This is a genomic window from Tardiphaga sp. 813_E8_N1_3 (assembly GCF_051811025.1).
Taxonomy (GTDB): Bacteria; Pseudomonadota; Alphaproteobacteria; order Rhizobiales; family Xanthobacteraceae; genus Tardiphaga.
This window is the reverse complement of the sequence record NZ_JBPWQE010000001.1, coordinates 3,190,277-3,212,914: the sequence shown is the minus strand read 5'-3', so window position 1 is coordinate 3,212,914 and position 22,638 is coordinate 3,190,277. Positions and strand designations below refer to the sequence as shown.

Below are 22,638 nucleotides of genomic sequence, written 5' to 3'. Positions count from 1 at the left end.
CCCCATCTGTGCTGTGTATAACGCGGCCTCCGCAGCCATAAAGCGCGGTTTTCAGGAGTGATTTTCATGTCCGAGCGGTGGACACCCGATAGCTGGCGCGGCAAGCCCGTGCTGCAAATGCCGGAATACCCGGATCTCAAGGCCCTTGGCGATGTCGAGGCGCAGCTTGCCACGTTTCCGCCGCTGGTTTTTGCAGGTGAAGCCCGCAATCTGAAGAAGTCGCTCGCCCGCGTGGCCGCTGGCGAAGCCTTCCTGTTGCAGGGCGGCGATTGCGCCGAAAGCTTTGCCGAACACGGCGCCAACAATATCCGCGATTTCTTCCGCGCCTTCCTGCAGATGTCGGTGGTGCTGACCTATGCTGGCGCGCTGCCCGTGGTGAAGATCGGCCGTATCGCCGGCCAGTTTGCCAAGCCGCGGTCGTCGCCGATGGAGAAGCTCAACGGCGTCGAACTGCCGAGCTATCGCGGCGATATCATCAATGACATCGCCTTCACGCCAGAATCGCGCGTGCCCGATCCACAGCGCCAGCTGATGGCCTATCGCCAGTCGGCGGCGACGCTGAATCTGCTGCGCGCTTTCGCGACTGGCGGCTTCGCCAATCTCGGCAGCGTGCACCAGTGGATGCTCGGCTTCCTCAAGGATTCGCAGCAGTCGCGCCGTTACAAGGAACTTGCTGATCGCATCTCGGACGCGCTGAACTTCATGCGCGCCTGCGGCCTCAATCTGGAAAGCCATCCGGAACTGCGCTCGACGGATTTCTACACCAGCCACGAAGCGCTGCTGCTCGGTTACGAGCAGGCCTTCACGCGCGTCGATTCCACGACGGGTGACTGGTATGCGACCTCCGGCCACATGATCTGGATCGGCGACCGTACGCGGCAGCTCGATCATGCCCATGTCGAATACTTCCGCGGCATCAAGAATCCGATCGGCCTGAAGTGCGGCCCGTCGCTGAAGCCGGATGAACTGCTGAAGCTGATCGACGTCCTCAATCCGGACAATGAGCCCGGCCGCCTGACGCTGATCAACCGCTTCGGCCATGAGAAGGTTGGGGAGCATCTGCCGGGCTTCATCCGCGCGGTGCAGAAGGAAGGGCGCTCGGTGGTATGGTCGTGCGATCCGATGCACGGCAACACCATCACGTCGAATTCCGGCTATAAGACCCGGCCGTTCGACCGCATCCTGTCGGAGGTGAAGTCGTTCTTCCAGATCCATGCGGCCGAAGGCACCCATGCCGGCGGCGTGCATCTGGAGATGACCGGCCAGAACGTGACGGAATGTACCGGTGGCGCGCGCGCCATTTCGGACGAGGACCTCAACGACCGCTACCACACGGTCTGCGATCCCCGTCTGAATGCCGAGCAGTCCATCGACATGGCGTTCCTGATCGCCGAACTGCTGAAGACGTCCCGCGTCGATAGGGCGGAGCCGCTGCCGGTGGCATCGGGTCTCTGACTTGTCGCGCCTCTGGCGCTCCACCATCAATACCTGGAATGGCCTGACCTTCGCGACGCGATCGGAGCAGGCCATTCGCGAGGAGCTGTTTGCGCTGCTCCTCGCGGTGCCGCTGTCATTCTTCATCGGCACCACCGCGGCGCGCCGGCTCGAGCTGGTGGCGGTGGTTTTACTACTGCTCACCGTCGAACTCCTCAACACCGCCATCGAGAAACTGGCCGACCGGCTCACCACCGAACACGATCCGCAGATCGGGCGTGTGAAGGACATGGGATCGGCGGCCGTCGGCGTCGCACTGGTGATTGCCGGCATGACCTGGCTGTATGCGCTCGGTGAGCGCATAGGCATCTTCTAATCCCGCAGTTGCGAAGGGGGAGCCGGTAGGCTTGGATGTTTCCATGACAGAATTGACGCGCTTCACCGTCACGCTCGCCCAGCTCAATCCCATCGTCGGTGACATCACCGGCAATGCCGCCAAGGCGCGCGCCGCGCGGGCGCAGGCCAAAGCCGACGGCGCGACGCTGATCGTGTTTCCTGAATTGTTCATCGCCGGCTACCCACCGGAAGATCTGGTGCTGAAACCGGCATTTCAGGCGGCCTGCCGCGCGGCCATCGAGGAGCTGGCGCGCGAGACCGCGGACGGAGGTCCGGCTGTGCTGATCGGCTCGCCCTGGGTCGATGGCGGCAAGCTCTACAATGCCTGCGCGTTGCTTGACGAAGGCCGCATCGCCGCGATCCGCTTCAAGGTCAATCTGCCGAATTACGGTGTGTTCGACGAGAAGCGCGTCTTCGCGCGCGGCTCGGTCTCGGGACCCGTCACCATCCGCGGCCTGCGCGTCGGCGTGCCGATCTGCGAAGACACCTGGATGGAAGAGTCCGCCGACTACGAAGACGTGGTCGAGACGCTGACCGAGACCGGCGCGGAAATCCTGATCGTGCCGAACGGTTCGCCATATGCCCGCGGCAAGACGGATCTGCGCTTGTCGGTGCAGGTCGCCCGCGTCACCGAGAGCCATCTGCCGCTGATCTATCTCAACCAGGTCGGCGGCCAGGACGAACTCGTATTCGACGGCGCGAGCTTCGTGCTCAACGCCGACCGCTCGCTCGGTGCGCAATTGCCGTCCTTTGCCGAGAGCATCACCACGCTGAGCTTCGAGAAGGCCGACGGCCACTGGCGCTGCAGCGGTCCGATCGCCAAAGTGCCGGAAGGCGACGAGGGCGACTATGCCGCCTGCGTGCTCGGCCTGCGCGACTACGTGAACAAAAACGGTTTCCCCGGCGTGCTGATGGGCATCTCCGGCGGTATCGACTCCGCACTTTGCGCCGCCATCGCCGTGGATGCGCTCGGAGCCGACCGCGTGCGCGGTATCATGCTGCCATTCCGCTACACCGCGCAGGTGTCGCTCGACGATGCCGACAAGCTCGCGAAGGCACTCGGCTTCCGCTACGAGATCCTGCCCATCGCCGATGCGGTCAACGGCTTCGAGAAAATTCTCGCCGATACCTTCAAGGGTCTCGCGCGCGACATCACCGAAGAGAACCTGCAGGCCCGCACCCGTGGCACGCTGTTAATGGCCGTCTCCAACAAGACCGGCGCGATGGTCGTCACCACCGGCAACAAGTCGGAAATGTCGGTCGGCTATGCCACGCTCTATGGCGACATGAACGGCGGCTTCAATCCGATCAAGGACATCTACAAGACCGAGGTGTTCCGGCTCTCGACGCTGCGCAATTCATGGAAGCCCGAAGGCGCGCTTGGCCCCGATGGCGAGGTGATCCCGGTCAATATCATCGTGCGACCGCCGACCGCGGAATTGCGCGAGAACCAGACTGATCAGGACTCGCTGCCGCCCTACGATATCCTCGATGGCATTCTTGAGCGTCTGGTCGAGCGCGAGGAGCCGCTGTCGGAGATCGTCGCGGCCGGCTTCGAGAAGGACGTGGTGACGCGGATCGATCGGCTGCTCAACATCGCCGAATACAAGCGCCGGCAGGCGGCACCGGGCGTGAAAGTGACGCGGAAGAACTTTGGCAGGGATCGCCGCTATCCTATCACCAACAAGTTTCGCGATCTGGCCAATCCATTGCCGAAGCCCGATGAAGGGTGGTGACGCGACCCGGCAAGGGCACCAGCGAAGCGTTTGAATGAAGCTGTAGGGCAAATGACGCCCTACAAACCCGTCGTGTATCAGCGCGTGATCCCGTCACCGCGCCGTTTTGGCCACCGCCGCAAAGGTTGAATCGCTCAGGACGCCACCGCCCTGAAACAGGGTGACGACGGGTGAGGATGCGGCGCTGGTGCTGTTCTTGATGTCATACAGCGCCGAGAAACGGTTCAGCAGTTTGGCCAGCTTTGCGGGATCGGCGAGGTCCTTCAGATTGAGGTGTTTCTCCACCACCTTGGCCTGCCGATCGATGTCCATGGCGCCGACCTCGTCCGGCAGGCTGAAGATGGTGCGGAACACTTCCGCCAGCGCCTTGTCCGCAAGCAGGTCATAGGCCGAAGTGATGCTCGGCGCCTTGCGCTCGAAGTAGAGCGCGAGCCGCACGCCGGGATTGCTTTCGCCCTGCTGCGTCTCCAGCGTCTGCTGCAAATATTTGTGCTGGGTTTCCATAAACTGGTCCCGGGTCTGCGGCCCAAATTTCGGTAGCCGCGCGATCTCACCGTCGTCGTCGAAATTGAACGAGGCCACCAGTTCCGCGAAACGCGGATCGGTTTGCGTATTGACGAAGCTCTTGGGGTTGTTGAGGTCAGAGTCGAACATCTTGCGCAGGTCGGCGGTGCTCACCTTGTCGGGCTCGAGACCCTTAGCGACGAGCGCGATATCGATCAGCTTGCGGTCGGCGAGCAGGTCCTTGATGCTTTCGACATTGGCGATGTTGTTTTGATAATAGACCGCGTCCTTGTCGGCCGCCTTGCGCAGCTCGGTCTGTTCCTTGTCGCTCGTGAAGCGGGTCTTGGCGATAATGTAGTCCTTCATCACCTGGGTGACTTCGGTCGCGTCCTGCGCCACCACAGGCGTCGTGATATTTCCGCTACTGTCGAAATTGAATGCCCGAGCAAGCTGAACGTATCGGTCGTCGTGCAGCTTGTTCACGTAGCTCTTCGGATCGTCCGGATCGCTTTTGAGGACGTTCTTGATGATTGTCGGCGAAACCTCTTCGGGATCGAGGCCAAATGATTTCAGAGCAAAATTATAGACGTTTGGCGTCTTGAGAAAGGCATCGACCGTGGTCACCCTGGCGAGACCGGCGCGATACTGCTTGATCAGCGATGCCGCGTACTTTTCGTCCGCTGCGAGATAGGTCGCGCCCTGGCTGTTGACATATTTGGCATGGGTGTCGGTCAGCTGCGCGGCTGTCTGCGCAGACGTTCCGGTGGGCAATGTGCCGTCGGGCGAGAACTCGAAAGCGCCGGCAAGCGCCACATAGCTGTCGATCGTCTTCAGTGCATCCTTATAGCTGAGGATGCTGACCTCATTCATCGATCCGCGCGCGCGCTCCAGATCGATCTTCTGGCGCAGATCGGCCATGTCGGCGCCCGGCTGTTTCAATGCCGCCATGTATGTGTCGATCTTGCCGGCCGCATCGAGCATCGCTGCTTGGGCCTTGGTGATATTCGCATTGATGTCGTCCTTCTGCGACACCCAAACGGAATTGACATAGCTGTTTGGATCGGACGGATCGCTGCTCAGCACCTGGCTCATCGTGTCGTGGGACCAGTGATTCTTGTCGATGCCGAAGGCCGAGAAAACATAATCGCGCAGTTCGTCGTCGGCGAGCAGGCCATTGACGTTCGTGATCTTTCCGATCGTGAGATTGTAGTAGTTCTTGTTCACGTCGATGGCATCGACCCCGCGCTGCGCTACGGCCGTGTACAGACCGATCATGTCATCGGCCTGGTTCGCAGACTGGGCGGTGTTGGTGCCGCTGCTGCTGGTTCCGAAGGGGAAGGCTGCTGCGAAATCCCGGTAACGCTTGTCGCTCAGCTTGTTGGCGAAACTGTTGGCATCGGAGAGATCGCTTTCCAGCACCTTGCGCAGGAAGGCCTTGGCATAGGCCATGTCCTCCAGACCATAGGCCGTCGTTGCATAGGTATAGAGCCGATAGTCGTTCAGGAGATCATCGACGGTTTTCACCTTGTCGATATTTTCCTTGTAATAGGCCGTATCCCGCGAGACGGCGGCCTGTTGCGATATCCGCGTCAGCGATTGGGTGAGATTGCGGGAGACGATATTATAGTTGAGATAAGTCGAGACCATCCGAACACCCTTGCGGTTTGGCGTGAGCCTACCGTTCGGAGGTTGTCCGAAGCTGGACGCAATGGCTGTGTGCCGTCGTTGCCTGGCCGGGCGAGGAGGCGAGGCTTAGCGTGGCACGTTGTTCGGCAGGAATTGCGGGCCGACGGTCCGGATCTGGCCAGGAGTGGACGGTGTCACCGGTTGCGCGGGAACTGCAGCAGCAGGCGCATCGGTCGCCGCGCCCTTCTTCAATGCGGCGGGTGTGCCCTTGCCCTGCGGCTGCGACATCCGCTTGGCACGTTCCTCGGTGACGATGATGTCGCCATTCTCCGCTGCCGATTTGTCGTCGACATTCTTCAACGCCTCGGACCAGGTCTGACCTTGCGCCTTGCAGGAGCACGACGGGTTGAATTCGGTGCGATACTTGAAAGCGTTCGGCGACGACGAATAGGGCTGTCCCGAAACCGAGACGGCCGCGTTCATGTCCTCGCCGGGATTGCGATAGGTGAACAGGTTGGCGTCGGAGGCCGGGCAGAGATTCTTGCAGGTCCGCTCGTCATCGCCGAAACGCGCCGGGATCGTCGCGAACGAGATGGGGAAATAGAAGCCATCGCAGGTGCGCACGCAGACGGTGCGATAGGTGCCGGACGGAACGGGCGACATATTGCCGTCCATCGGCGGCGCGCCGGGGCTTGGCTCGTTGTTGCCGAACAGATTGTTGAGGAAGCCGCCGGGGCCTGAGTTCTGCGGTGCTGCCTGACGCGCAGCGGCGGCGTATTGCGGGCCACAATTGTTTTGCGCCAGCGCCAGCAGCACCGAGCGGCGCTGGGTATCACGGTCCGAACTGCCGGGCGTGCCGACACGCAGACGTTCGAGATTGCTGGTGATCTGATCCAGATTGCCGCGCATCTGCTGGATCTGGTTGTTGACCGGGCCGCACTGCTGCGACTGGCCGTTGAACAGCGAGAAGAAGCCGGAGCTGTCGCAGCCCATCCGCTTGGCCTGCGCCGAGACGCGATCGAGTTCGCTTTGCTGTTTGGCCGCGGCGTCCTCATAGCGGCGAAGCTGTTCGGCGCGCGCGGGATCTAGGCCGTTGCCGCGATCGACCGTCGCAAGCTGCGCTTCGAGGCGTCCGCACATCGGATTGGCAGAGCCCTGCTGCTGCGCCTGGCTCGGCGGATAGACCTGCTGCGCGGGATAGCCCGGTGGCGGTCCGTTCTGCGCCAATGCAGGAGTGCCCAGCGACAGCGCACCAACCAGTGCGGCACCAACGAAAGCCCAGCGAGAAAGGGAAGCAGTCACAGTGTCAGACATATCCGGCCAATGCGCGAGTCAGAAGCGAGCGAGACAGAAACAAGCGGGGTGGTGCGGCGTCACGCGTCGATACCGCCGCCAACCTCTCGCCGACGTTGCCAGACGCGCGCGATGAAAATGCGGCGGCGAACGCGGCTTTCCATAGCTGCTTCTCGCGGCAGGGTCACGTCGTTTCCGGGGCCTCACTGTGGCCGCAAGCGTGACGCAAGAAAGTCGCAAGCTGGCAGATGTCAGCGCTGGCAGGTAATCGCAACGAATTCGTCGCATTTGCCGTGATGGCAGGCGCTGCCCGACGTCGGGACCGAGCCGGTCACTTCATCGGGATCGACGCGGCGATAGGCGACGGCCTGGTCGAAGGCGCGCGATTTGCAATAGGACAGGGCGGCATGCGCGCCGCACTTCTCGCCACGGGCGAGGCACTGATCGATGCCGTAACCGTCAGACTGGTTGGCGATGATGAAGACGCGGGAATCGGCAAAGGCCGAGGAAGCGGCCAGAACAAATGCCGCCGTCAGAACGACTGAAATGGATTTCATAACTCACCGAATGAATGAGGAAATTCGCCTCATTCGATACGCCCCAAAGATTAACAATCATTAACCATGGACGGCGTAGCGATGGATTGAGGCCGAAATCAGCCCCTTTACGGCAAGGTTCCACACCCTTGACGGGCCACCTGGGGTTGCCCCATGGTGCCCCGGTGAACGGTTCTCTCGCCATTTGTGGCATTTGCCGCGAGATTACGAGCTAGCGATTCGCTGGCTGAGGCCGTCTTTTCTCACACGAGATAATCGGACGCCCGGCCGCAAGGGACGGACATCCATGGAACTGCGCCTTTACGACACTCTGACCCGCGAGAAGCGCGTCTTCACGCCGATCGATGCCGACAACGTCCGGATGTATGTCTGCGGGCCGACGGTCTACGACTTCGCCCATATCGGCAATGCGCGTCCGGTCATCGTGTTCGACGTGCTGTTCCGGCTGCTGCGGCACATCTACGGCACCGACAAGGTCACCTATGTCCGCAACATCACGGACGTCGATGACAAGATCAACGACCGCGCGTTGCGCGATTTTCCCGGGCTGCCGCTGAACGAGGCCATCCGCCGCGTCACCGAGACCACGTTCAATCAGTTCGAGACTGACGTTCATGCGCTGGGCTGCCTGCCGCCGACCCATCAGCCACGGGCGACGGACTTCGTGTTGCCGCGGCCCGACGGCAAAACCGACATGGTGACGCTGATCAAGGAATTGATCGCGCGCGGCCACGCCTATGAGGCTGCGGGCGAAGTGTTGTTCGACACCCAGTCGATGGCCGACTATGGCGCACTCTCCGGCCGCAAACTGGAAGACCAGCAGGCCGGTGCGCGTGTCGCCGTCGATGCGCACAAGAAGCATCCGACCGACTTCGTGTTGTGGAAGCAGTCATCTGCGGAAGAACCCGGCTGGGAAAGTCCGTGGGGCAGGGGCCGTCCGGGCTGGCACATCGAATGCTCGGCGATGGCGGAGGCCTATCTCGGCACGATCTTCGACATTCATGGCGGCGGTCTCGATCTGATCTTCCCGCATCATGAAAACGAAATCGCCCAGTCGCGCTGCGCCCATGGCACCCATGCGATGGCGAATTACTGGATGCACAACGGCTTCCTGCAGGTCGAAGGGGAGAAGATGTCGAAGAGCCTCGGCAACTTCTTCACCATCCGTGAACTGCTGAACGATTGGCCGGGCGAAGTACTGCGCCTGAACATGCTGAAGACACACTATCGCTCGCCGATCGACTGGACCGTGAAAGGTTTGGAAGAAAGCGCCAAGACGCTCGATGACTGGTATTGGGTCGCAGCGGATGCAACAGGTGGCGACGTCTCCGACAAGGTGATGGAGCCGATGTTCGACGATCTGAATACGTCGCTGGCTGTTGCGGCGTTGCACGGTCTTCGCAACAGTGCGGCAGCAGGCAATGATGGCGATCGCAGCCAATTTGCAGCGTCGTTACGTGCGCTCGGTTTCCTGTCGGAGACGGCTGCTGCATGGAATGGACGCAAACAACAGGCCAGCGGGATCGACGCAGCCAAGGTCGATGGTTTGATTGCGGATCGCACAGCCGCGCGAGCTCGCAAGGACTTCAAGGAGTCCGATCGTATCCGCGACGAACTTGCCGCCATGGGCGTCGTCATCAAGGACTCGAAGGAAGGCACCACTTGGGAGATCGCGCGATGAGCCGACCCGACACACCGTTTCCAAAGCACTGGAAATATTACATCGCGCTGAAATGGGCGCTGATCATCGGCGCGATCGCGCTGGCGCTGAAGCTGGTGGATTTCTGGTGAGTGCGATGGGCGAAGCAAAACCGGCATTGCGGCCGTTCCTGCCGGATGACACCGCGATTGCGGCTGCGATCTATGTGGCCAGCATCGAGGAATTGACGGGCGACGACTACAGCGAAGCGCAGCAGGAAGCCTGGGCTGCCACGGTCGACGACGAGGTGGCCTTCGGCAAGCGGCTGGCGTCGCAACTGACGCTGATCGCGACGCTGGACGGCGTGCCGGTCGGCTTTGCATCGCTGAAGAGCGCCAATCATATCGACCTGCTTTACGTGCATCCGAATGCCGCCCTGCGGGGTGTGGCATCCTTGCTGATCGACGCGATCGAGAAGCTCGCTGGCGCGCGCGGCGCCAAGCTGCTGTCCGTGGATGCCAGCGACACCGCTGAGCCGTTCTTCAAAAAGCGCGGCTACATCCCGACACAGCGCAATAGCGTGCCTGTCAATGATGAGTGGCTTGCCAACACCACGATGCAGAAGACGCTGGGCGAAGCTGGGGCGTCCTAAATCGAGCGAAGACGGCGGGGGAGGAAGACCGATGATCGATCACATCTCCATCGCGGTCAGCAATCTCGAACGTGCCGTGCCATTCTACGAACGCAGCTTCGCGCCGCTTGGCATGACCCGGCTGGTAACACGGCCGGCAATGGTTGGGTTCGGCAAGACCTATCCGGAAGTCTGGATTAATCTGCGTGCAGGCATGACACCGCTATCACCTGATAGCGGTGTGCATCTTTGCCTGCGCGCGAGGACGATGGATGAGGTTGATGCGTTCTATGTGGCAGCTATGGCCGCTGGCGGCGTCTCGGAAAGCGCACCCTCGCTGCGGCCGCATGATCGCGTGCGTTACTACGCGACTTTCATCGCCGATGCCGATGGCAATCGCATCGAGGTGGTGACGTTCCCGAGGGACGACGCCACCACGTCGTAGAAGGCCTCAGAGCCGCGTCGCGACGTCTGGAGCCAGCTTCTTGGCTTCGTCGGAGGCCAGCGCCGCAGCGGTGCGGAGCCGGGGCAGGATGTCTTCGGCACGGTCGGCCGTCAGCACGTCCAGCGGCAGTGTCGGCCGGATGAAGGCGGTCGAGCGCATGTGTTTGAGCAGCTCGAGCAGCGGCTCCCAGAAGTTATCGATATTGGCCATCAGGATCGGCTTGCTGTGGCGGCCGAGCTGTTGCCAGGTGAGCTGTTCGACCAGCTCTTCCAACGTGCCGATGCCGCCGGGCAGGGCGACGAAGGCGTCTGACCGCTCGAACATCAGCCGTTTACGCTCATGCATGTCGTGGGTGACGATCAGTTCCTGGGCGGCGGTCAGCGCGTTTTCGCGCTTGGTCAGGAATTCCGGGATGATGCCAGTGACCCGTCCGCCATTGTCCAGTACGGACTTGGCTACCGCACCCATCAGGCCGATGGAGCCGCCGCCATAGACCAGACCGATGCCTTGCTCGGCCATGATCTTGCCGAGCGTGACGGCTGATTCGACGAAACTAGGATTGGTACCGGGGCCGGAGCCGCAATAGACGCAGATCGTTTTAATTGTGCTCATGGAATCCATGTGGCACTGCGGGATAACAGCGTCAAGACACGGAATGAACGCGATACGGGAAATTCCTGCCCGGGACACCTCTCCGCAGGGAAAAGAATGCTCCGCGAGGGTGCGACGTTCCGGCAAAGCGCCTATATGCATTCTAATGAAATTGACCTCCATTTTGAGCCGGCCCCGGGCCGCAACTCCGTTCGTTCCAGGCGCCGTGCATGTCTGATTCCGATCCCGCGCTGAACGACGAGACAGTTCCTAACCCGGCCCATATCGAACGCGGCACGCTGTTCGGAACGCTCGCCCATTTGTGGCCCTATATCTGGCCGGGCGACCGCGACGACCTGAAGATGCGCGTCGTCTGGTCGATGCTGCTGCTGCTGGTCGCCAAGGCGGCCACACTGACGGTGCCGTTCACCTTCAAATGGGCGATCGATGCGCTGACCGGCGCTGATACGGCTCCGGTCCAGTCCTCGAACTGGACGCTGTGGCTGATCGCATCGCCGGTCGCCATGACCGTCAGCTACGGCGCGATCCGCGTGCTGATGGCGATCTTCACGCAATGGCGCGATGGCATCTTTGCCAAAGTGGCGATGCATGCGGTGCGCAAGCTCGCCTATCTCACTTTCGTCCATATGCACGAACTGTCGCTGCGCTTTCATCTGGAGCGCAAGACCGGTGGTCTGACGCGGGTGCTCGAACGCGGCCGCGCAGGCATCGAAGTCATCGTGCGGATGGTCATCCTGCAACTGGTGCCGACCATTGTCGAGCTGTTGCTGGTGATGGGTGTGCTGCTCTGGCAGTTCGACTGGCGCTATGTGCTGGTCGTGGCGATCACCGTGGTCGTCTACATGTACTACACGTATCTCGCGACCGAGTGGCGCATCGCCATCCGCCGCAACATGAACGAGTCCGATACCGAGGCGAATACTAAGGCGATCGACTCGCTGCTGAACTACGAGACGGTCAAATATTTCAGCGCCGAAACGCGTGAGGCTGAACGTTACGACAAGACGGTCGAACGCTTCGAGCGCGCCAGCGTCAAGACCTATACCTCGCTGGCCGTGCTCAATACCGGGCAGGCGATCATCTTCACGCTCGGTCTGACATCGACGATGCTGATGTGCGCGGTCGGCGTGCGCAACGGCACCCACACGGTGGGTGATTTCGTCATGATCAACGCCATGATGATCCAGCTCTACCAGCCGCTGAATTTCATGGGCATGGTCTATCGCGAGATCAAGCAGGCGATCATCGACATCGAGAAGATGTTCGGTGTCCTGAACCGCAATCCGGAAGTGAAGGATATTCCAGGAGCAAAGCCGCTGCTGGTGACGTCAGGTGCCGTGCGCTTCGACGATGTACGTTTCGCCTATGACCCGGAGCGGCCGATCCTGAAGGGGCTCTCCTTCGAGGTGCCGGCCGGCAAGACCGTCGCCATCGTCGGCCCGTCGGGCGCCGGCAAGTCGACGATCTCGCGACTGCTGTTCCGACTGTATGATGTGTCGGGCGGAACGATCTCTATCGATGGCCAGAACATCCGCAATGTCACGCAGGCCTCGCTACGCCAGTCGATCGGTATGGTCCCGCAGGACACCGTGCTGTTCAACGACACCATCCGCTACAACATCCGCTATGGCCGCTGGGACGCGACGGACGAAGAGGTCGAGGAAGCCGCTCGCATGGCGCAGATCGACCCCTTCATCCGGATGTCGCCGAAGGGCTACGAGACTGAAGTGGGCGAGCGCGGCCTGAAACTCTCCGGCGGCGAAAAGCAGCGCGTGGCCATTGCGCGGACCGTGCTGAAGGCGCCGCCGATCCTGCTGCTCGACGAAGCAACGTCGGCGCTCGATAGCCATACCGAGCAGGAGATCCAGGACGCGCTGGAGAAGGTCTCGCAGGGCCGCACCTCGCTGGTGATCGCGCATCGGCTGTCCACCATCGTCGGCGCCGACGAGATCATTGTGCTCGATCAGGGCCGGATCGCCGAGCGGGGCACCCATGGCCAGTTACTGGCCGCCGGCGGTCTCTATGCCAGCATGTGGAACCGGCAGCGCGAGGCCCAGGAGGCCCGCGAGCGGCTGGCCCAGATCGATGACGATGCCGTCGCCCCCAATCGCACCCCGCCTGTTGTCGACGACGACCGGCTGATGACGCCTGACGCGGCGGAATAATCTCTGCTAAAGCAGGGCCAGATTCTGCCCGAACCCAGGTTTTAAGCACCCATGTCCATTGCAAATTCCATCCGTGGCCAGATCCCGCCGATCCACAAGGAAGGCTATCCTTTCATCGGCGCCTTTGCGCTGGCGAGCCTGGTGCTGTTCTGGATCTGGACGCCGCTGGGCTGGATCGGAACGGTCCTGACGGTCTGGTGCACGCTGTTCTTCCGCGATCCGGTCCGCGTGACCCCGACCCGCGAGGGTGTCGTGGTGTCGCCTGCCGACGGGAAAGTGTCGATGGTGCAGCCGGTGCTGCCGCCGGCCGAACTCGGCCTCGGCGACCAGCCGCTGCTGCGCATCTCGGTGTTCATGAGCGTCTTCAACGTCCATGTGAACCGCAGCCCGGTGGCTGGCCGGATCGAGCGCATCGCCTATCGGCCGGGCAAGTTCATCAATGCCGAACTGGACAAGGCCAGCGAGGACAATGAGCGCAATTCGTTGGTGATTTCGACCCCCGGCGGCCGGATCGGCGTCGTGCAGATCGCAGGGCTTGTGGCGCGCCGGATCGTGTCCTTCGTGCGCGAGGGCCAGACCCTGAGCGCCGGCGAGCGCTTTGGCCTGATCCGCTTCGGCTCCCGGCTGGATATCTACCTGCCGGAAGGCAGCAAGGCGCTGGTGGCCGTGGGGCAGACCGCGATTGCCGGCGAGACCGTGCTGGCCGATTTCAGGATCGGTGACGGCGGCCGCACCTACCGCGTCGATTAACCCGGGTGACAACCCCGGGGGATTGCCTGCGAGGGTGATTAACCCCGATTTCCTGCCGCTTTGGGCGGCAGGACGCCACAATGGCGGAGCAGGGTGGGATTTGCTAGGATCACGCCATGCAAATGCCTTCTGACCAGTCTCCCGAGACGCGCCGCCGCCGGTTCCGGACCATTCCGATCCGGATGCTGGTGCCGAACATGATCACGCTGCTGGCGATCTGCGCCGGCCTGACGGCGATCCGCCTGTCCACCGAGGGCCGGATGGAACTCGCGGTTGCGGCCATCGTGTTCGCCGCCGTGCTCGATGGCGTCGACGGCCGTGTCGCCCGCATGATAAAGGGCCAGTCCAAATTCGGCGCCGAACTCGACAGCCTGGCTGACTTCGTCAATTTCGGCGTGGCGCCCGGCCTGATCCTGTATTTCTGGCAGCTCCACGATCTCAGCAATGCCGGCTGGATCGCCGCGATGGTGTTCGCCATCGCCGGCAGCCTGCGGCTGGCGCGTTTCAATGCCACCATGGACGATCCGGATAAGCCGGCTTTTGCCGCGAACTTTTTCACGGGCATGCCGGCGCCGCTGGGCGCACTCACCGTGATGCTGCCGATCTATCTGGGCTTCCTGGGCATGCCGATGCCGCCGGCGATCCTGACGACCCTCTATACGCTGCTGGTGGGCTTCCTGATGGTGTCGCGGCTGCCGGTGTTCTCCGGCAAGGCCGTGAACATGCGGGTGCCGCGCGAGCTGGTGCTGCCGGTGTTCGTCGGCGTCGTGCTCTTCATCGCGCTGCTGATCGGCTACCCTTGGCACATCCTGTCGGCGCTCTCGATCATGTATCTGCTGAGCCTGCCGCTGGGCTGGAAATCGTATCGCGATCAGGAACGTGCGCTCGCCGCGCAGTCGGTGGTCCCTGTCGATCCGGCCGCGCCCCATGCATCGACGCCCTATACGGCGGGTGCGCCTGAGATCGCACCGGATGATCGGCCCGCACGCCTGAACTGATTGTCCATCTCGCGAACAATTCATGCAGCCGCTTTCCACGACGAAAGCGGCTGCATTTCGTTTTGGGCATGCGGTGAAGTCGGCTATATCGGAGGTCACTCAGCGACGACGACGTCCCGCGAAGACGGGATGCAATAATCACCCACAGGAGAACGCCGTGACGAATACCGCGATCGGTCCGCTGCCCGCATCCGTTCTGGAAGCACTGGGCCGCTACGACACGCCAACTATCTGCAACGCGATGGAGATCGTGGCACCCGAGCGCCGGCTGATCGGTTACACCACACGTCCGCTGGTTTGTCCGTTTCCCAATCTGCCGCCCATCGTCGGCTATGCACGCACCGCGACCATTCGCGCGACCATGGCCTCCGGCCTGCCTGCCGCGGAGCAGAAGGCGCGGCGGCTCGCTTACTACGAGTATGTCGGTACGGGCGTCGGTCCGCGTATCAGCGTGATCCAGGATATCGACGGGCCCGACGCGGGCTATGGCGCGTTCTGGGGCGAGGTGAACAGCGCCGTGCACAAGGCGCTCGGTTGCCTCGGTGTGGTCACCGATGGCTCGATCCGCGATATCCCGCAATGGGCGCCTGACTTCCAGGCGCTCGCCGGCACGATCGGTCCGTCGCATGCGCATGTGCATGTGAGCGAGTTCGGCAATGAAATACGCGTGGCCGGCATGAGTGTTCGTTCGGACGATCTGATCCATGCCGATCAGCACGGTGCGGTTGTGATCCCGCTCGACGTCGCCGCGAAACTGCCGGAAGCGGCGGAGCTGTGCGGGCGGCGCGAGACACCCATTCTCGATATCGCGCGCAGTCCTTCATTCACGCTCGAGAAGCTGAAAGAGGCGATGGCGCGCTCGTCGGAAATACACTGAAATCCGGGGCTATTAAGACTAACGATAAAGGTTAGATGCCGATCATACCGAACCTCCTCCGGTTGCTTGCGCGGCCGGAGGGCTTCGGGCTAACTGCCCGTTCCGCCGTTAAGACCGGCATTGGAGACGGTATTGCCTCAGACCAAGGATATGAAGAAGGCCTGGAATGAGCGCGCAAATCGTGACCCGTTCTTTTACGTCGAGACCGAGTTGTGGGATCACGATCCCGAAAAATTCTTCGCACTCGGTCGGGAACGCGCGGCACTGCTGATCGATCCCGTTCTCGCAAAATATGCAGTTGATCCCGTCGGCAAGACGGCGGTCGATATCGGCTGCGGTGTCGGACGTTTCACGCAGGCACTTGGCCGGCGTTTCACCAGGGCTGTCGGCATCGATGTGTCCGACGTCATGGTGGAGAAGGCGAAGGCGGCGGCAGCGGCGTTCAGCAATCTCGACTTCGTCGCCGGCAATGGTGTTGTGTTTCCGTGTGCGTCCGAGACCGCGGACTTCGTATGGTCATATGAAGTCTTTCAGCACATGCCGTCGCATGATGTCGTGAAGGCCAATCTGGTCGAGGTGGCCCGCATCCTGCGTCCATCCGCGCTTGGACTCATTCACTTCCGAACGGCGCATGAGTATCCAACCATCCTCTGGCATATCGCCAAGTTCGTCCCGACGCCTGTCATCCAGCGTTTGAAAATGATGCTCGGCAAGGATCCGCTGACGGCGGATACGTCGTGGCGTGGTGCAAAGCCGCTGCCGAAGAACACGATCGCCGACTTTTGCGTGGCCGCCGGCCTCAAGCCGATCGAGTTTCTCGATGACCCGACCCACGCGCCGGGATCACGTACCTTCGTGGTCGTTCAGCGCGCTGCCTGACGCCGCACAATCGTCCTCAATCTGTCTGCTGAACGAACTTTCAGTATCGCTCCACGCACGCTCGCGCGTCATTAATCTATCATTAATGGACCGTGAAGCGGTAACGCGTCCTTAATCGCAATATCGCTAAGGTACCTTCGCGCGGCCTGATCTCGAGGCGTGCCGCCGTCCAGGACGGGCGTCGTTCGATACGTGTATAGCGTCGGAGTTGACATGGATATCACAACACTCGTCGGTTTTGTCGCTGGCATCATTGTGCTGTGTACCCTGGTCCTCATGGGCGGCAGCTTCGGGATGTTCTATGACATCCACGCCGTCATCATCATTTTCGGCGGTTCGTTCGCCGCGACGCTGATCCGCTTTCCGCTCTCGTCCATCCTTCATGGCATTCCTCTTGGCGCCAAATTTGCGTTCACGCTGAGCCGTCTGAACGCTCGTGATCTCGTTGACGAACTCGCCCGCATCGCGGAAATCGCGAGGAAGCAGGGACCGGTCGGACTGGAAAAAGTCGAAACTGATGACGCATTCCTCGCCAAGGGAATCCGCTTCGTTGCTGACGGCTACGATCTCGAATTCATCCGCGACAATCTCGAGCGCGACCGCGATAATTTCCTCATGCATCTCGATGAAGGCTCGAAGATCTACCGCGCCATCGGCGATTGCGCCCCGGCCTTCGGCATGATCGGTACGCTGCTGGGCATGGTGCAGATGTTCTCGAACATGTCCGATCCGTCCAAGCTCGGACCGTTCATGGCTGTCGCGCTACTCGCTACATTGTACGGCGCTATCGTCGGCAACCTGATCTGTTTGCCGATCGCCGACAAACTGCACGTCAAGGTGCTCGATGAGGAGACCAACCGCACGCTCATCATCGACGGCATCCTGATGATCCGCGACTCGAAGAGCCCGGCGCTGGTCCGTGAAATGCTGCTGGCCTATCTGCCCGAGAAGCACCGCCATGACGAAAGTGAGCCGGTCCCAGCGTAACACACTGGAGGCAGGCTCGGAGCACGTCCGATGGCGAAGAAAAAACGCGGAGAAGCACACGGCGGCCATGGCTGGTTCGTGACCTTCGCCGACCTGATGGCGCTGCTGCTCAGCTACTTCGTCATGCTCGTCGCATTCTCCAGCCCTGATGGCGCCAAGCTCAAGATCGTTGCCGGCTCGGTCCGCGAAGCCTTTGGCGTGCAGTCCGATGCGCGCTATTCCGGCGTGATCGAGTCCGACGGTCTGCCGACGCGCGGCCAGACGAAGAACAAGGACCATGTGTCGCCGGACGATGCGTCGAACATTACCAGTCCGAGCGAGAAGGGCGGCCGTCCCGCGGGCGCCAAGCTGAAGATGGATCGCGAGTTCGCGCTCGCCTCGGCGTCACTGCGGCAGGCGCTACAGGACATGCCGGAGATCAACGAGATCTCCAAGAACATCATGTTCGAGGAGACCAAGCAGGGTCTGAATCTGGAGATCATCGATCAGAACGGCCGCTCGATGTTTGCTGACGGATCCAAGGTTCCCTATGAGCGCACCCGCCTGTTGCTGCAGAAACTCGCCGGACCGCTGAAGGCAACGCCGCTGCGTGTGGCCATCGTCGGCCACACTGCTGCGGGCTTCGTGCCGGCGCGGAGCGAATACGACGCATTCGATCTGTCGGCCGATCGCGCCAATGTCGTTCGACAGATTCTCGAACGGGAAGGCCTGCCGTCGTCCCATATCTTCTCGGTGTCGGGCAAGGCAGACAGCCAGCCGTTATTCCCCGATGATCCGACCATGGCCGCCAACCGGCGGGTGACCATTACGCTGATGCGGGAAGACCCGCCGCTGCCGCCAAACCTCAAGCCGTAAAACAGTCAATTCCTTTTTTACTGCTCCAGCCTCTTTTTTTGCTGGGCAATGCCGATTTTTGCCGCGCTCCCGATAAGCGATCTGCGGCAGGATAGGCTAGTGTTCCGGTTGACTGGCATTGTCCGGCGCGCCATAGCCGGGTCCGGATTGTCCAGAGGCGTTACGAGCAGAATGGCCGTTACGGAAACAACAGGCGAGGGACCGATCGAAGTTCCGGTTCATACCGGGTTCTGGTCGCTCACGGTCGGCAGCATCGGCGTGGTGTTCGGCGACATCGGAACGTCGCCACTTTACGCGTTCCGCGAGGCGGTACACGGCGCGACGCATGGCGCGCCGGTGACGCCCGTCATCGTGCTCGGTGTGCTCTCGCTGATCCTGTGGGCGCTGTTCATCGTCGTGACCGCCAAATATGTGCTGTTCCTGCTGCGCGCCGACAACAATGGCGAGGGCGGGACACTCTCGCTGATGGCGCTGGGCCAGCGCGCCTTGGGGCGGCGGAGCTTGCCGCTGATGGTACTGGGCGTAATCGGCGCCTCGATGTTCATCGGCGATTCCATGATCACCCCCGCGATCTCGGTACTGTCGGCGGTGGAAGGTCTGAAACTCAAGGCGCCTGCGCTCGAGCCCTATGTCGTGCCGGTTACGGTCGCGATTCTCGTGGTGCTGTTTTCCGTTCAGCGGATTGGCACCGCCAAGGTGGCCTCCGCCTTCGGTCCGGTGATGATCATCTGGTTCACGGCGCTCGCGCTGATGGGCGCCTCGCATATCTTCGATGATCCGACGGTGCTGAAGGCGATCAATCCGTATTATGCCGTGCAGTTCATGCTGACCCACGGGACCATCGGTCTGGTGACCCTGGGCGCAGTCTTCCTGGCCGTCACCGGCGGCGAGGCGCTCTACGCGGATCTCGGCCATTTCGGCCGCAGGCCAATTCAATACGGCTGGTTCTTCTTCGTGCTGCCGGCGCTGATGATTAATTATTTCGGGCAGGGTGCGCTGGTGCTGTCGAACCCGGCCGCGATCGAAAATCCGTTCTATCGGATGGCACCGGAATCGATGCTGTTGCCACTGATCGCGCTGGCGACGGCTGCCACCGTGATCGCGAGCCAGGCGGTGATCACCGGCGCCTATTCATTGGTGCGTCAGGCGGTGCAGCTTGGCCTGCTGCCGCGCTTCGAAGTGCGCTTCACATCCGAGACCCATGCCGGCCAGATCTATCTGCCCCGCGTCAATCGTCTGTTGCTGATCGGCGTGCTGCTGCTGGTGCTGCTGTTCAAGTCGTCGAGTGGTCTTGCATCTGCTTATGGCATCGCCGTCTCCACCACCATGGTGGTCGATGGCATCATGGGCTTCGTGGTGATCTGGAAGCTGTGGAACTGGAAGGCCGCGACCGCCGCTGCGATCATCGCGCCGCTGGTGTTCGTCGATCTGGCCTTCTTCAGCGCCAATCTCCTGAAGCTGCTGGAAGGCGCCTGGGTGCCGCTGCTGTTCGGCGTGCTGATGGCCGGCATGATCTGGACTTGGCGCCGCGGCGCGGCGATCCTCATCAACAAGACGCGTCGTATCGAAGTGCCACTGCGCGATCTCATCAAGAGCCTGGAAAAGCGGCCCCCCCATATCGTGAAGGGCACCGCGGTGTTTCTCACCAGCGATCCCGAATTCGTGCCGACGGCGCTGCTGCATAACCTGAAGCACAACAAGGTTCTGCACGAACACAATGTGATCCTGACCATCGAGACCGCGCAGACGCCGAAGGTCGATGTGACCGAACGCGTTCGCATGGAGAATATCAGCGACAAGTTCTCGATGGTGAAGCTGCGCTTCGGCTTCATGGAATCGCCAAACGTCCCCAAGGCGCTGGTCGTCGCGCGCAAGCTCGGCTGGCAATTCGACATCATGGCGACGTCGTTCTTCGTGTCGCGGCGCTCGCTGAAGCCGTCGGCGCAATCCGGCATGCCGCTGTGGCAGGATCATCTTTTCATTGCGCTCAGCCGTTCGGCGAACGACGCCACCGACTATTTCCAGATTCCCACCGGACGCGTGGTGGAGGTCGGTACTCAGGTGACGATCTAAACCTCACCTTTTGTCATGTCCGGTTCCCGGATTTGCGCTACAACGGGTGCGATCATCGGGGCCGGGAACGGCCTCGCTGCCCCGCTGTTCAGAGATTTGCCGTTCAAAGACTTGCCATCCAGAAGTTTTCGAGGCCGTTTCCATGACCACTGATAGCGCTTCTCCCGCCGTGGCATCCCCGGCGGACCCTTCCCATGGGCACTCCACGGCCAGCTTTGGCTCGCTCGTCATGGGCAGTATCGGGGTCGTCTATGGCGACATTGGCACCAGCCCGCTTTACGCGCTCCGTGAGGCGCTGGTCGCGGCCGGGGGCCACAAGGCACCGGGCGTGGACAATGAAGCGATCCTGGGCGTCCTGTCGCTGATCCTGTGGGCCCTGATCATCGTGGTGACGCTCAAATACGTCGTGCTGCTGCTGCGTGCCGACAACAACGGCGAGGGCGGCCCGCTGGCCCTGATGGCGCTGGCGCAGCGTGCGATAGGATCGAGCGGGACAGTGGTCGTGATGCTCGGCATTATCGCGGCGGCGCTGTTCTATGGCGACGCCGTGATTACGCCGGCATTGTCGGTCCTGTCAGCCATCGAGGGCGTCAAGCTCGTCACCACGGCGTTCGATCCCTACGTCGTGCCGATCACCATTGTGATTTTGGTGGCGCTGTTCGCCGTGCAATCACGCGGCACCGCGAAGGTCGCGACGTTTTTCGGACCAATCATGTGTCTGTGGTTCGTCGTGATCGCGGTGGCGGCGATTCCGCAGATCGTGAAACATCCCGAAGTGCTCGCGGCCCTCAATCCGGTGCATGCGATCTATTTCATGTTCCACCACGGCATCATCGCTTTTGTCACGCTGGGCGCTGTGTTCCTTGCGGTGACGGGTGCCGAAGCGCTCTATGCTGACCTGGGCCATTTCGGCAAAAAGCCGATCCAGCTGGCCTGGCTGTTCCTGGTATTGCCATCGCTGGCCATCAATTATTTCGGTCAGGCTGCGCTGGTGATGCATGATCCGACCGCGCTGGAAAATCCTTTCTATCTGATGTTTCCCGACTGGGCGCTGATCCCCATGGTCGTGCTCGCAGCAACTGCGACCGTGATCGCCAGCCAGGCCGTGATAACTGGCGCCTATTCGCTGACGCAGCAGGCGATCCAGCTCGGCCTGCTGCCGCGCTTCGAGATCCGCCATACGTCCGAGAGCCATTCCGGCCAGATCTACATTCCGCGCGTCAACATGCTGCTGCTCATCGCTGTGATCGTGCTGGTCGTGCTGTTCAAGTCGTCGAGCTCGCTGGCCTCGGCCTATGGCATTTCGGTCACCGGCACCATGGTCGTCACCGCGATGATGGGCTTCGTGGTCATCTGGCGGGGCTGGAAGTGGTCGCCGATCGCAGCCGCGGCATTAATTGCACCGTTTCTCGTGATCGACGTCACGTTTTTGACCGCGAACCTTCTGAAGGTATTCGACGGCGGCTGGGTGCCGTTGGTGATGGGCGGCGCGATCATTCTCTTGATGTATACGTGGCGGCGCGGCAGCCGCCTGCTGTTCGAAAAGTCGCGCAAGCTGGAGTTTCCGCTGGCCGATCTCGTTGCGATGCTGGAAAAGCGGCCGCCGCAACGCGTGGCCGGCACGGCGGTGTTTCTCACCAGCGATCCGCAGAGTGCGCCGACGGCGCTGATGCATAGTCTGAAACACTACAAAGTGCTTCACGAGAAGAATGTTATTCTCACTATCGAGACGGCACCGACGCCGCGCATCGATCCGAGCGAACGCGTACGCATGGAAGAGATCAGCGCAACCTTCTCGAAGATCACGCTGCGTTTCGGCTTCATGGAATCGCCGAATGTGCCGAAATCCCTGGCGATTGCGCGCAAGACCGGCTGGCAGTTCGACATCATGTCGACGTCGTTCTTCCTGTCGCGCAGGGCGCTGAAGCCGGCCGCCCATTCCGGCATGCCGCGCTGGCAGGATCATCTGTTCATCGGGCTCAGCCGCACCGCCAATGACGCGACCGACTATTTCCAGATCCCCACGGGGCGGGTCGTCGAGGTCGGGACGCAGGTGACCATTTAAGGCCTGATCCCGAAAAGTGGACCTGCGGTTTTCGGGCAAGATCAGGCCCGACAATAAGCTCTTCCGGCGCTTGATTTTCGCCGCGCGAGAGGCGACGTTGGCGCCCGAAAACAGGG

18 protein-coding genes and 1 pseudogene are annotated in these 22,638 nt (G+C 61.6%); 15 read left to right on the top strand and 4 right to left on the bottom strand.

Annotated features, from left to right (window positions below; all coding sequences use genetic code 11):
* The first annotated feature begins 66 nt into the window (after nt 1–66).
* The 3 genes and pseudogenes from AB8A33_RS15410 to AB8A33_RS15400 all read left to right on the top strand — a co-directional run bounded on the left by AB8A33_RS15410 (nt 67) and on the right by AB8A33_RS15400 (nt 3,604).
* Nucleotides 67–1,455, top strand: a complete 1,389-nt coding sequence (locus AB8A33_RS15410) for a class II 3-deoxy-7-phosphoheptulonate synthase (protein WP_315841650.1) — start codon at nt 67–69, stop codon at nt 1,453–1,455.
* Between the two features lies 1 nt (nt 1,456).
* Nucleotides 1,457–1,810 (top strand): diacylglycerol kinase, encoded by a 354-nt coding sequence (locus AB8A33_RS15405; protein WP_439093526.1) that lies wholly within the window; start codon nt 1,457–1,459, stop codon nt 1,808–1,810.
* Nucleotides 1,811–1,853: 43 nt separating this feature from the next.
* A pseudogene (locus tag AB8A33_RS15400) lies at nt 1,854–3,604 on the top strand (NAD+ synthase).
* Between the two features lie 55 nt (nt 3,605–3,659).
* On the opposite strand, the gene AB8A33_RS15395 reads toward AB8A33_RS15400, so the two are convergent.
* From AB8A33_RS15395 to AB8A33_RS15385, 3 genes are all read right to left on the bottom strand, one after another.
* Nucleotides 3,660–5,717 carry a DUF1217 domain-containing protein gene (locus AB8A33_RS15395; protein WP_439093525.1) on the bottom strand — a complete coding sequence of 686 codons (2,058 nt, stop codon included), beginning with the start codon at nt 5,715–5,717 and terminating at the stop codon, nt 3,660–3,662.
* A 105-nt stretch (nt 5,718–5,822) separates the two neighbouring features.
* A complete protein-coding gene (locus tag AB8A33_RS15390) occupies nt 5,823–7,010 on the bottom strand; it encodes a DUF2865 domain-containing protein (protein WP_439093524.1) in 1,188 nt (395 codons plus the stop codon).
* Between the two features lie 230 nt (nt 7,011–7,240).
* A complete protein-coding gene (locus AB8A33_RS15385) occupies nt 7,241–7,546 on the bottom strand; it encodes a hypothetical protein (protein ID WP_089267154.1) in 306 nt (101 codons plus the stop codon).
* A 286-nt stretch (nt 7,547–7,832) separates the two neighbouring features.
* Here AB8A33_RS15385 and cysS point away from each other — a divergent pair, with 286 nt between their 5' ends.
* The 3 genes from cysS to AB8A33_RS15370 all read left to right on the top strand — a co-directional run bounded on the left by cysS (nt 7,833) and on the right by AB8A33_RS15370 (nt 10,261).
* Nucleotides 7,833–9,227: a cysteine--tRNA ligase gene (gene cysS, locus AB8A33_RS15380; protein WP_439093523.1), complete on the top strand. Its 1,395-nt coding sequence runs from the start codon at nt 7,833–7,835 to the stop codon at nt 9,225–9,227.
* 115 nt (nt 9,228–9,342) lie between these two features.
* Complete coding sequence (locus AB8A33_RS15375; protein WP_439095943.1) at nt 9,343–9,837, top strand: GNAT family N-acetyltransferase; 495 nt, start codon at nt 9,343–9,345, stop codon at nt 9,835–9,837.
* A 31-nt stretch (nt 9,838–9,868) separates the two neighbouring features.
* Nucleotides 9,869–10,261 carry a VOC family protein gene (locus tag AB8A33_RS15370; RefSeq protein ID WP_439093522.1) on the top strand — a complete coding sequence of 131 codons (393 nt, stop codon included), beginning with the start codon at nt 9,869–9,871 and terminating at the stop codon, nt 10,259–10,261.
* A 6-nt stretch (nt 10,262–10,267) separates the two neighbouring features.
* Here the strand turns inward: AB8A33_RS15370 and AB8A33_RS15365 are convergent, their stop codons facing one another.
* Nucleotides 10,268–10,873, bottom strand: coding sequence for a TIGR00730 family Rossman fold protein (locus AB8A33_RS15365; RefSeq protein ID WP_092151626.1), 606 nt, complete (start codon nt 10,871–10,873; stop codon nt 10,268–10,270).
* Nucleotides 10,874–11,082: 209 nt separating this feature from the next.
* On the opposite strand from AB8A33_RS15365, the gene AB8A33_RS15360 reads away from it, so the two are divergent.
* The 9 genes from AB8A33_RS15360 (at nt 11,083) to AB8A33_RS15320 (ending at nt 22,522) form a co-directional block, all read left to right on the top strand.
* Nucleotides 11,083–13,038 (top strand): ABCB family ABC transporter ATP-binding protein/permease, encoded by a 1,956-nt coding sequence (locus AB8A33_RS15360; protein ID WP_439093521.1) that lies wholly within the window; start codon nt 11,083–11,085, stop codon nt 13,036–13,038.
* Nucleotides 13,039–13,089: 51 nt separating this feature from the next.
* Complete coding sequence (locus AB8A33_RS15355) at nt 13,090–13,788, top strand: phosphatidylserine decarboxylase (RefSeq protein WP_439093520.1); 699 nt, start codon at nt 13,090–13,092, stop codon at nt 13,786–13,788.
* Nucleotides 13,789–13,910: 122 nt separating this feature from the next.
* Nucleotides 13,911–14,786 (top strand): CDP-diacylglycerol--serine O-phosphatidyltransferase, encoded by an 876-nt coding sequence (gene pssA, locus AB8A33_RS15350; RefSeq protein WP_439095942.1) that lies wholly within the window; start codon nt 13,911–13,913, stop codon nt 14,784–14,786.
* A 157-nt stretch (nt 14,787–14,943) separates the two neighbouring features.
* On the top strand, nt 14,944–15,663 hold the full coding sequence (locus AB8A33_RS15345; protein WP_439093519.1) for an RraA family protein: 720 nt from the start codon (nt 14,944–14,946) through the stop codon (nt 15,661–15,663).
* A gap of 132 nt (nt 15,664–15,795) precedes the next feature.
* Nucleotides 15,796–16,542, top strand: a complete 747-nt coding sequence (locus AB8A33_RS15340) for a class I SAM-dependent methyltransferase (RefSeq protein ID WP_439093518.1) — start codon at nt 15,796–15,798, stop codon at nt 16,540–16,542.
* 213 nt (nt 16,543–16,755) lie between these two features.
* A complete protein-coding gene (locus tag AB8A33_RS15335; RefSeq protein WP_068730581.1) occupies nt 16,756–17,529 on the top strand; it encodes a motility protein A in 774 nt (257 codons plus the stop codon).
* 30 nt (nt 17,530–17,559) lie between these two features.
* Nucleotides 17,560–18,384: an OmpA/MotB family protein gene (locus AB8A33_RS15330; protein ID WP_068730582.1), complete on the top strand. Its 825-nt coding sequence runs from the start codon at nt 17,560–17,562 to the stop codon at nt 18,382–18,384.
* Nucleotides 18,385–18,555: 171 nt separating this feature from the next.
* The gene (locus AB8A33_RS15325; protein WP_439093517.1) at nt 18,556–20,457 is read left to right on the top strand and encodes a potassium transporter Kup; all 1,902 of its coding nucleotides are present in this window, start codon (nt 18,556–18,558) and stop codon (nt 20,455–20,457) included.
* A 142-nt stretch (nt 20,458–20,599) separates the two neighbouring features.
* Nucleotides 20,600–22,522 (top strand): potassium transporter Kup, encoded by a 1,923-nt coding sequence (locus AB8A33_RS15320; protein WP_439093516.1) that lies wholly within the window; start codon nt 20,600–20,602, stop codon nt 22,520–22,522.
* Nucleotides 22,523–22,638: the final 116 nt, after the last annotated feature.

Coding starts and splice junctions, on each gene's coding strand:
- AB8A33_RS15375 (WP_439095943.1), top strand. CDS start 9,343: ATGGGCGAAGCAAAACCGGCATTGCGGCCGTTCCTGCCGGATGACACC.
- AB8A33_RS15395 (WP_439093525.1), bottom strand. CDS start 5,717: ATGGTCTCGACTTATCTCAACTATAATATCGTCTCCCGCAATCTCACC.
- AB8A33_RS15390 (WP_439093524.1), bottom strand. CDS start 7,010: ATGTCTGACACTGTGACTGCTTCCCTTTCTCGCTGGGCTTTCGTTGGT.
- AB8A33_RS15365 (WP_092151626.1), bottom strand. CDS start 10,873: ATGAGCACAATTAAAACGATCTGCGTCTATTGCGGCTCCGGCCCCGGT.
- AB8A33_RS15360 (WP_439093521.1), top strand. CDS start 11,083: ATGTCTGATTCCGATCCCGCGCTGAACGACGAGACAGTTCCTAACCCG.
- AB8A33_RS15335 (WP_068730581.1), top strand. CDS start 16,756: ATGGATATCACAACACTCGTCGGTTTTGTCGCTGGCATCATTGTGCTG.
- AB8A33_RS15320 (WP_439093516.1), top strand. CDS start 20,600: ATGACCACTGATAGCGCTTCTCCCGCCGTGGCATCCCCGGCGGACCCT.
- AB8A33_RS15410 (WP_315841650.1), top strand. CDS start 67: ATGTCCGAGCGGTGGACACCCGATAGCTGGCGCGGCAAGCCCGTGCTG.
- AB8A33_RS15370 (WP_439093522.1), top strand. CDS start 9,869: ATGATCGATCACATCTCCATCGCGGTCAGCAATCTCGAACGTGCCGTG.
- pssA (WP_439095942.1), top strand. CDS start 13,911: ATGCCTTCTGACCAGTCTCCCGAGACGCGCCGCCGCCGGTTCCGGACC.
- cysS (WP_439093523.1), top strand. CDS start 7,833: ATGGAACTGCGCCTTTACGACACTCTGACCCGCGAGAAGCGCGTCTTC.
- AB8A33_RS15385 (WP_089267154.1), bottom strand. CDS start 7,546: ATGAAATCCATTTCAGTCGTTCTGACGGCGGCATTTGTTCTGGCCGCT.
- AB8A33_RS15330 (WP_068730582.1), top strand. CDS start 17,560: ATGGCGAAGAAAAAACGCGGAGAAGCACACGGCGGCCATGGCTGGTTC.
- AB8A33_RS15355 (WP_439093520.1), top strand. CDS start 13,090: ATGTCCATTGCAAATTCCATCCGTGGCCAGATCCCGCCGATCCACAAG.
- AB8A33_RS15325 (WP_439093517.1), top strand. CDS start 18,556: ATGGCCGTTACGGAAACAACAGGCGAGGGACCGATCGAAGTTCCGGTT.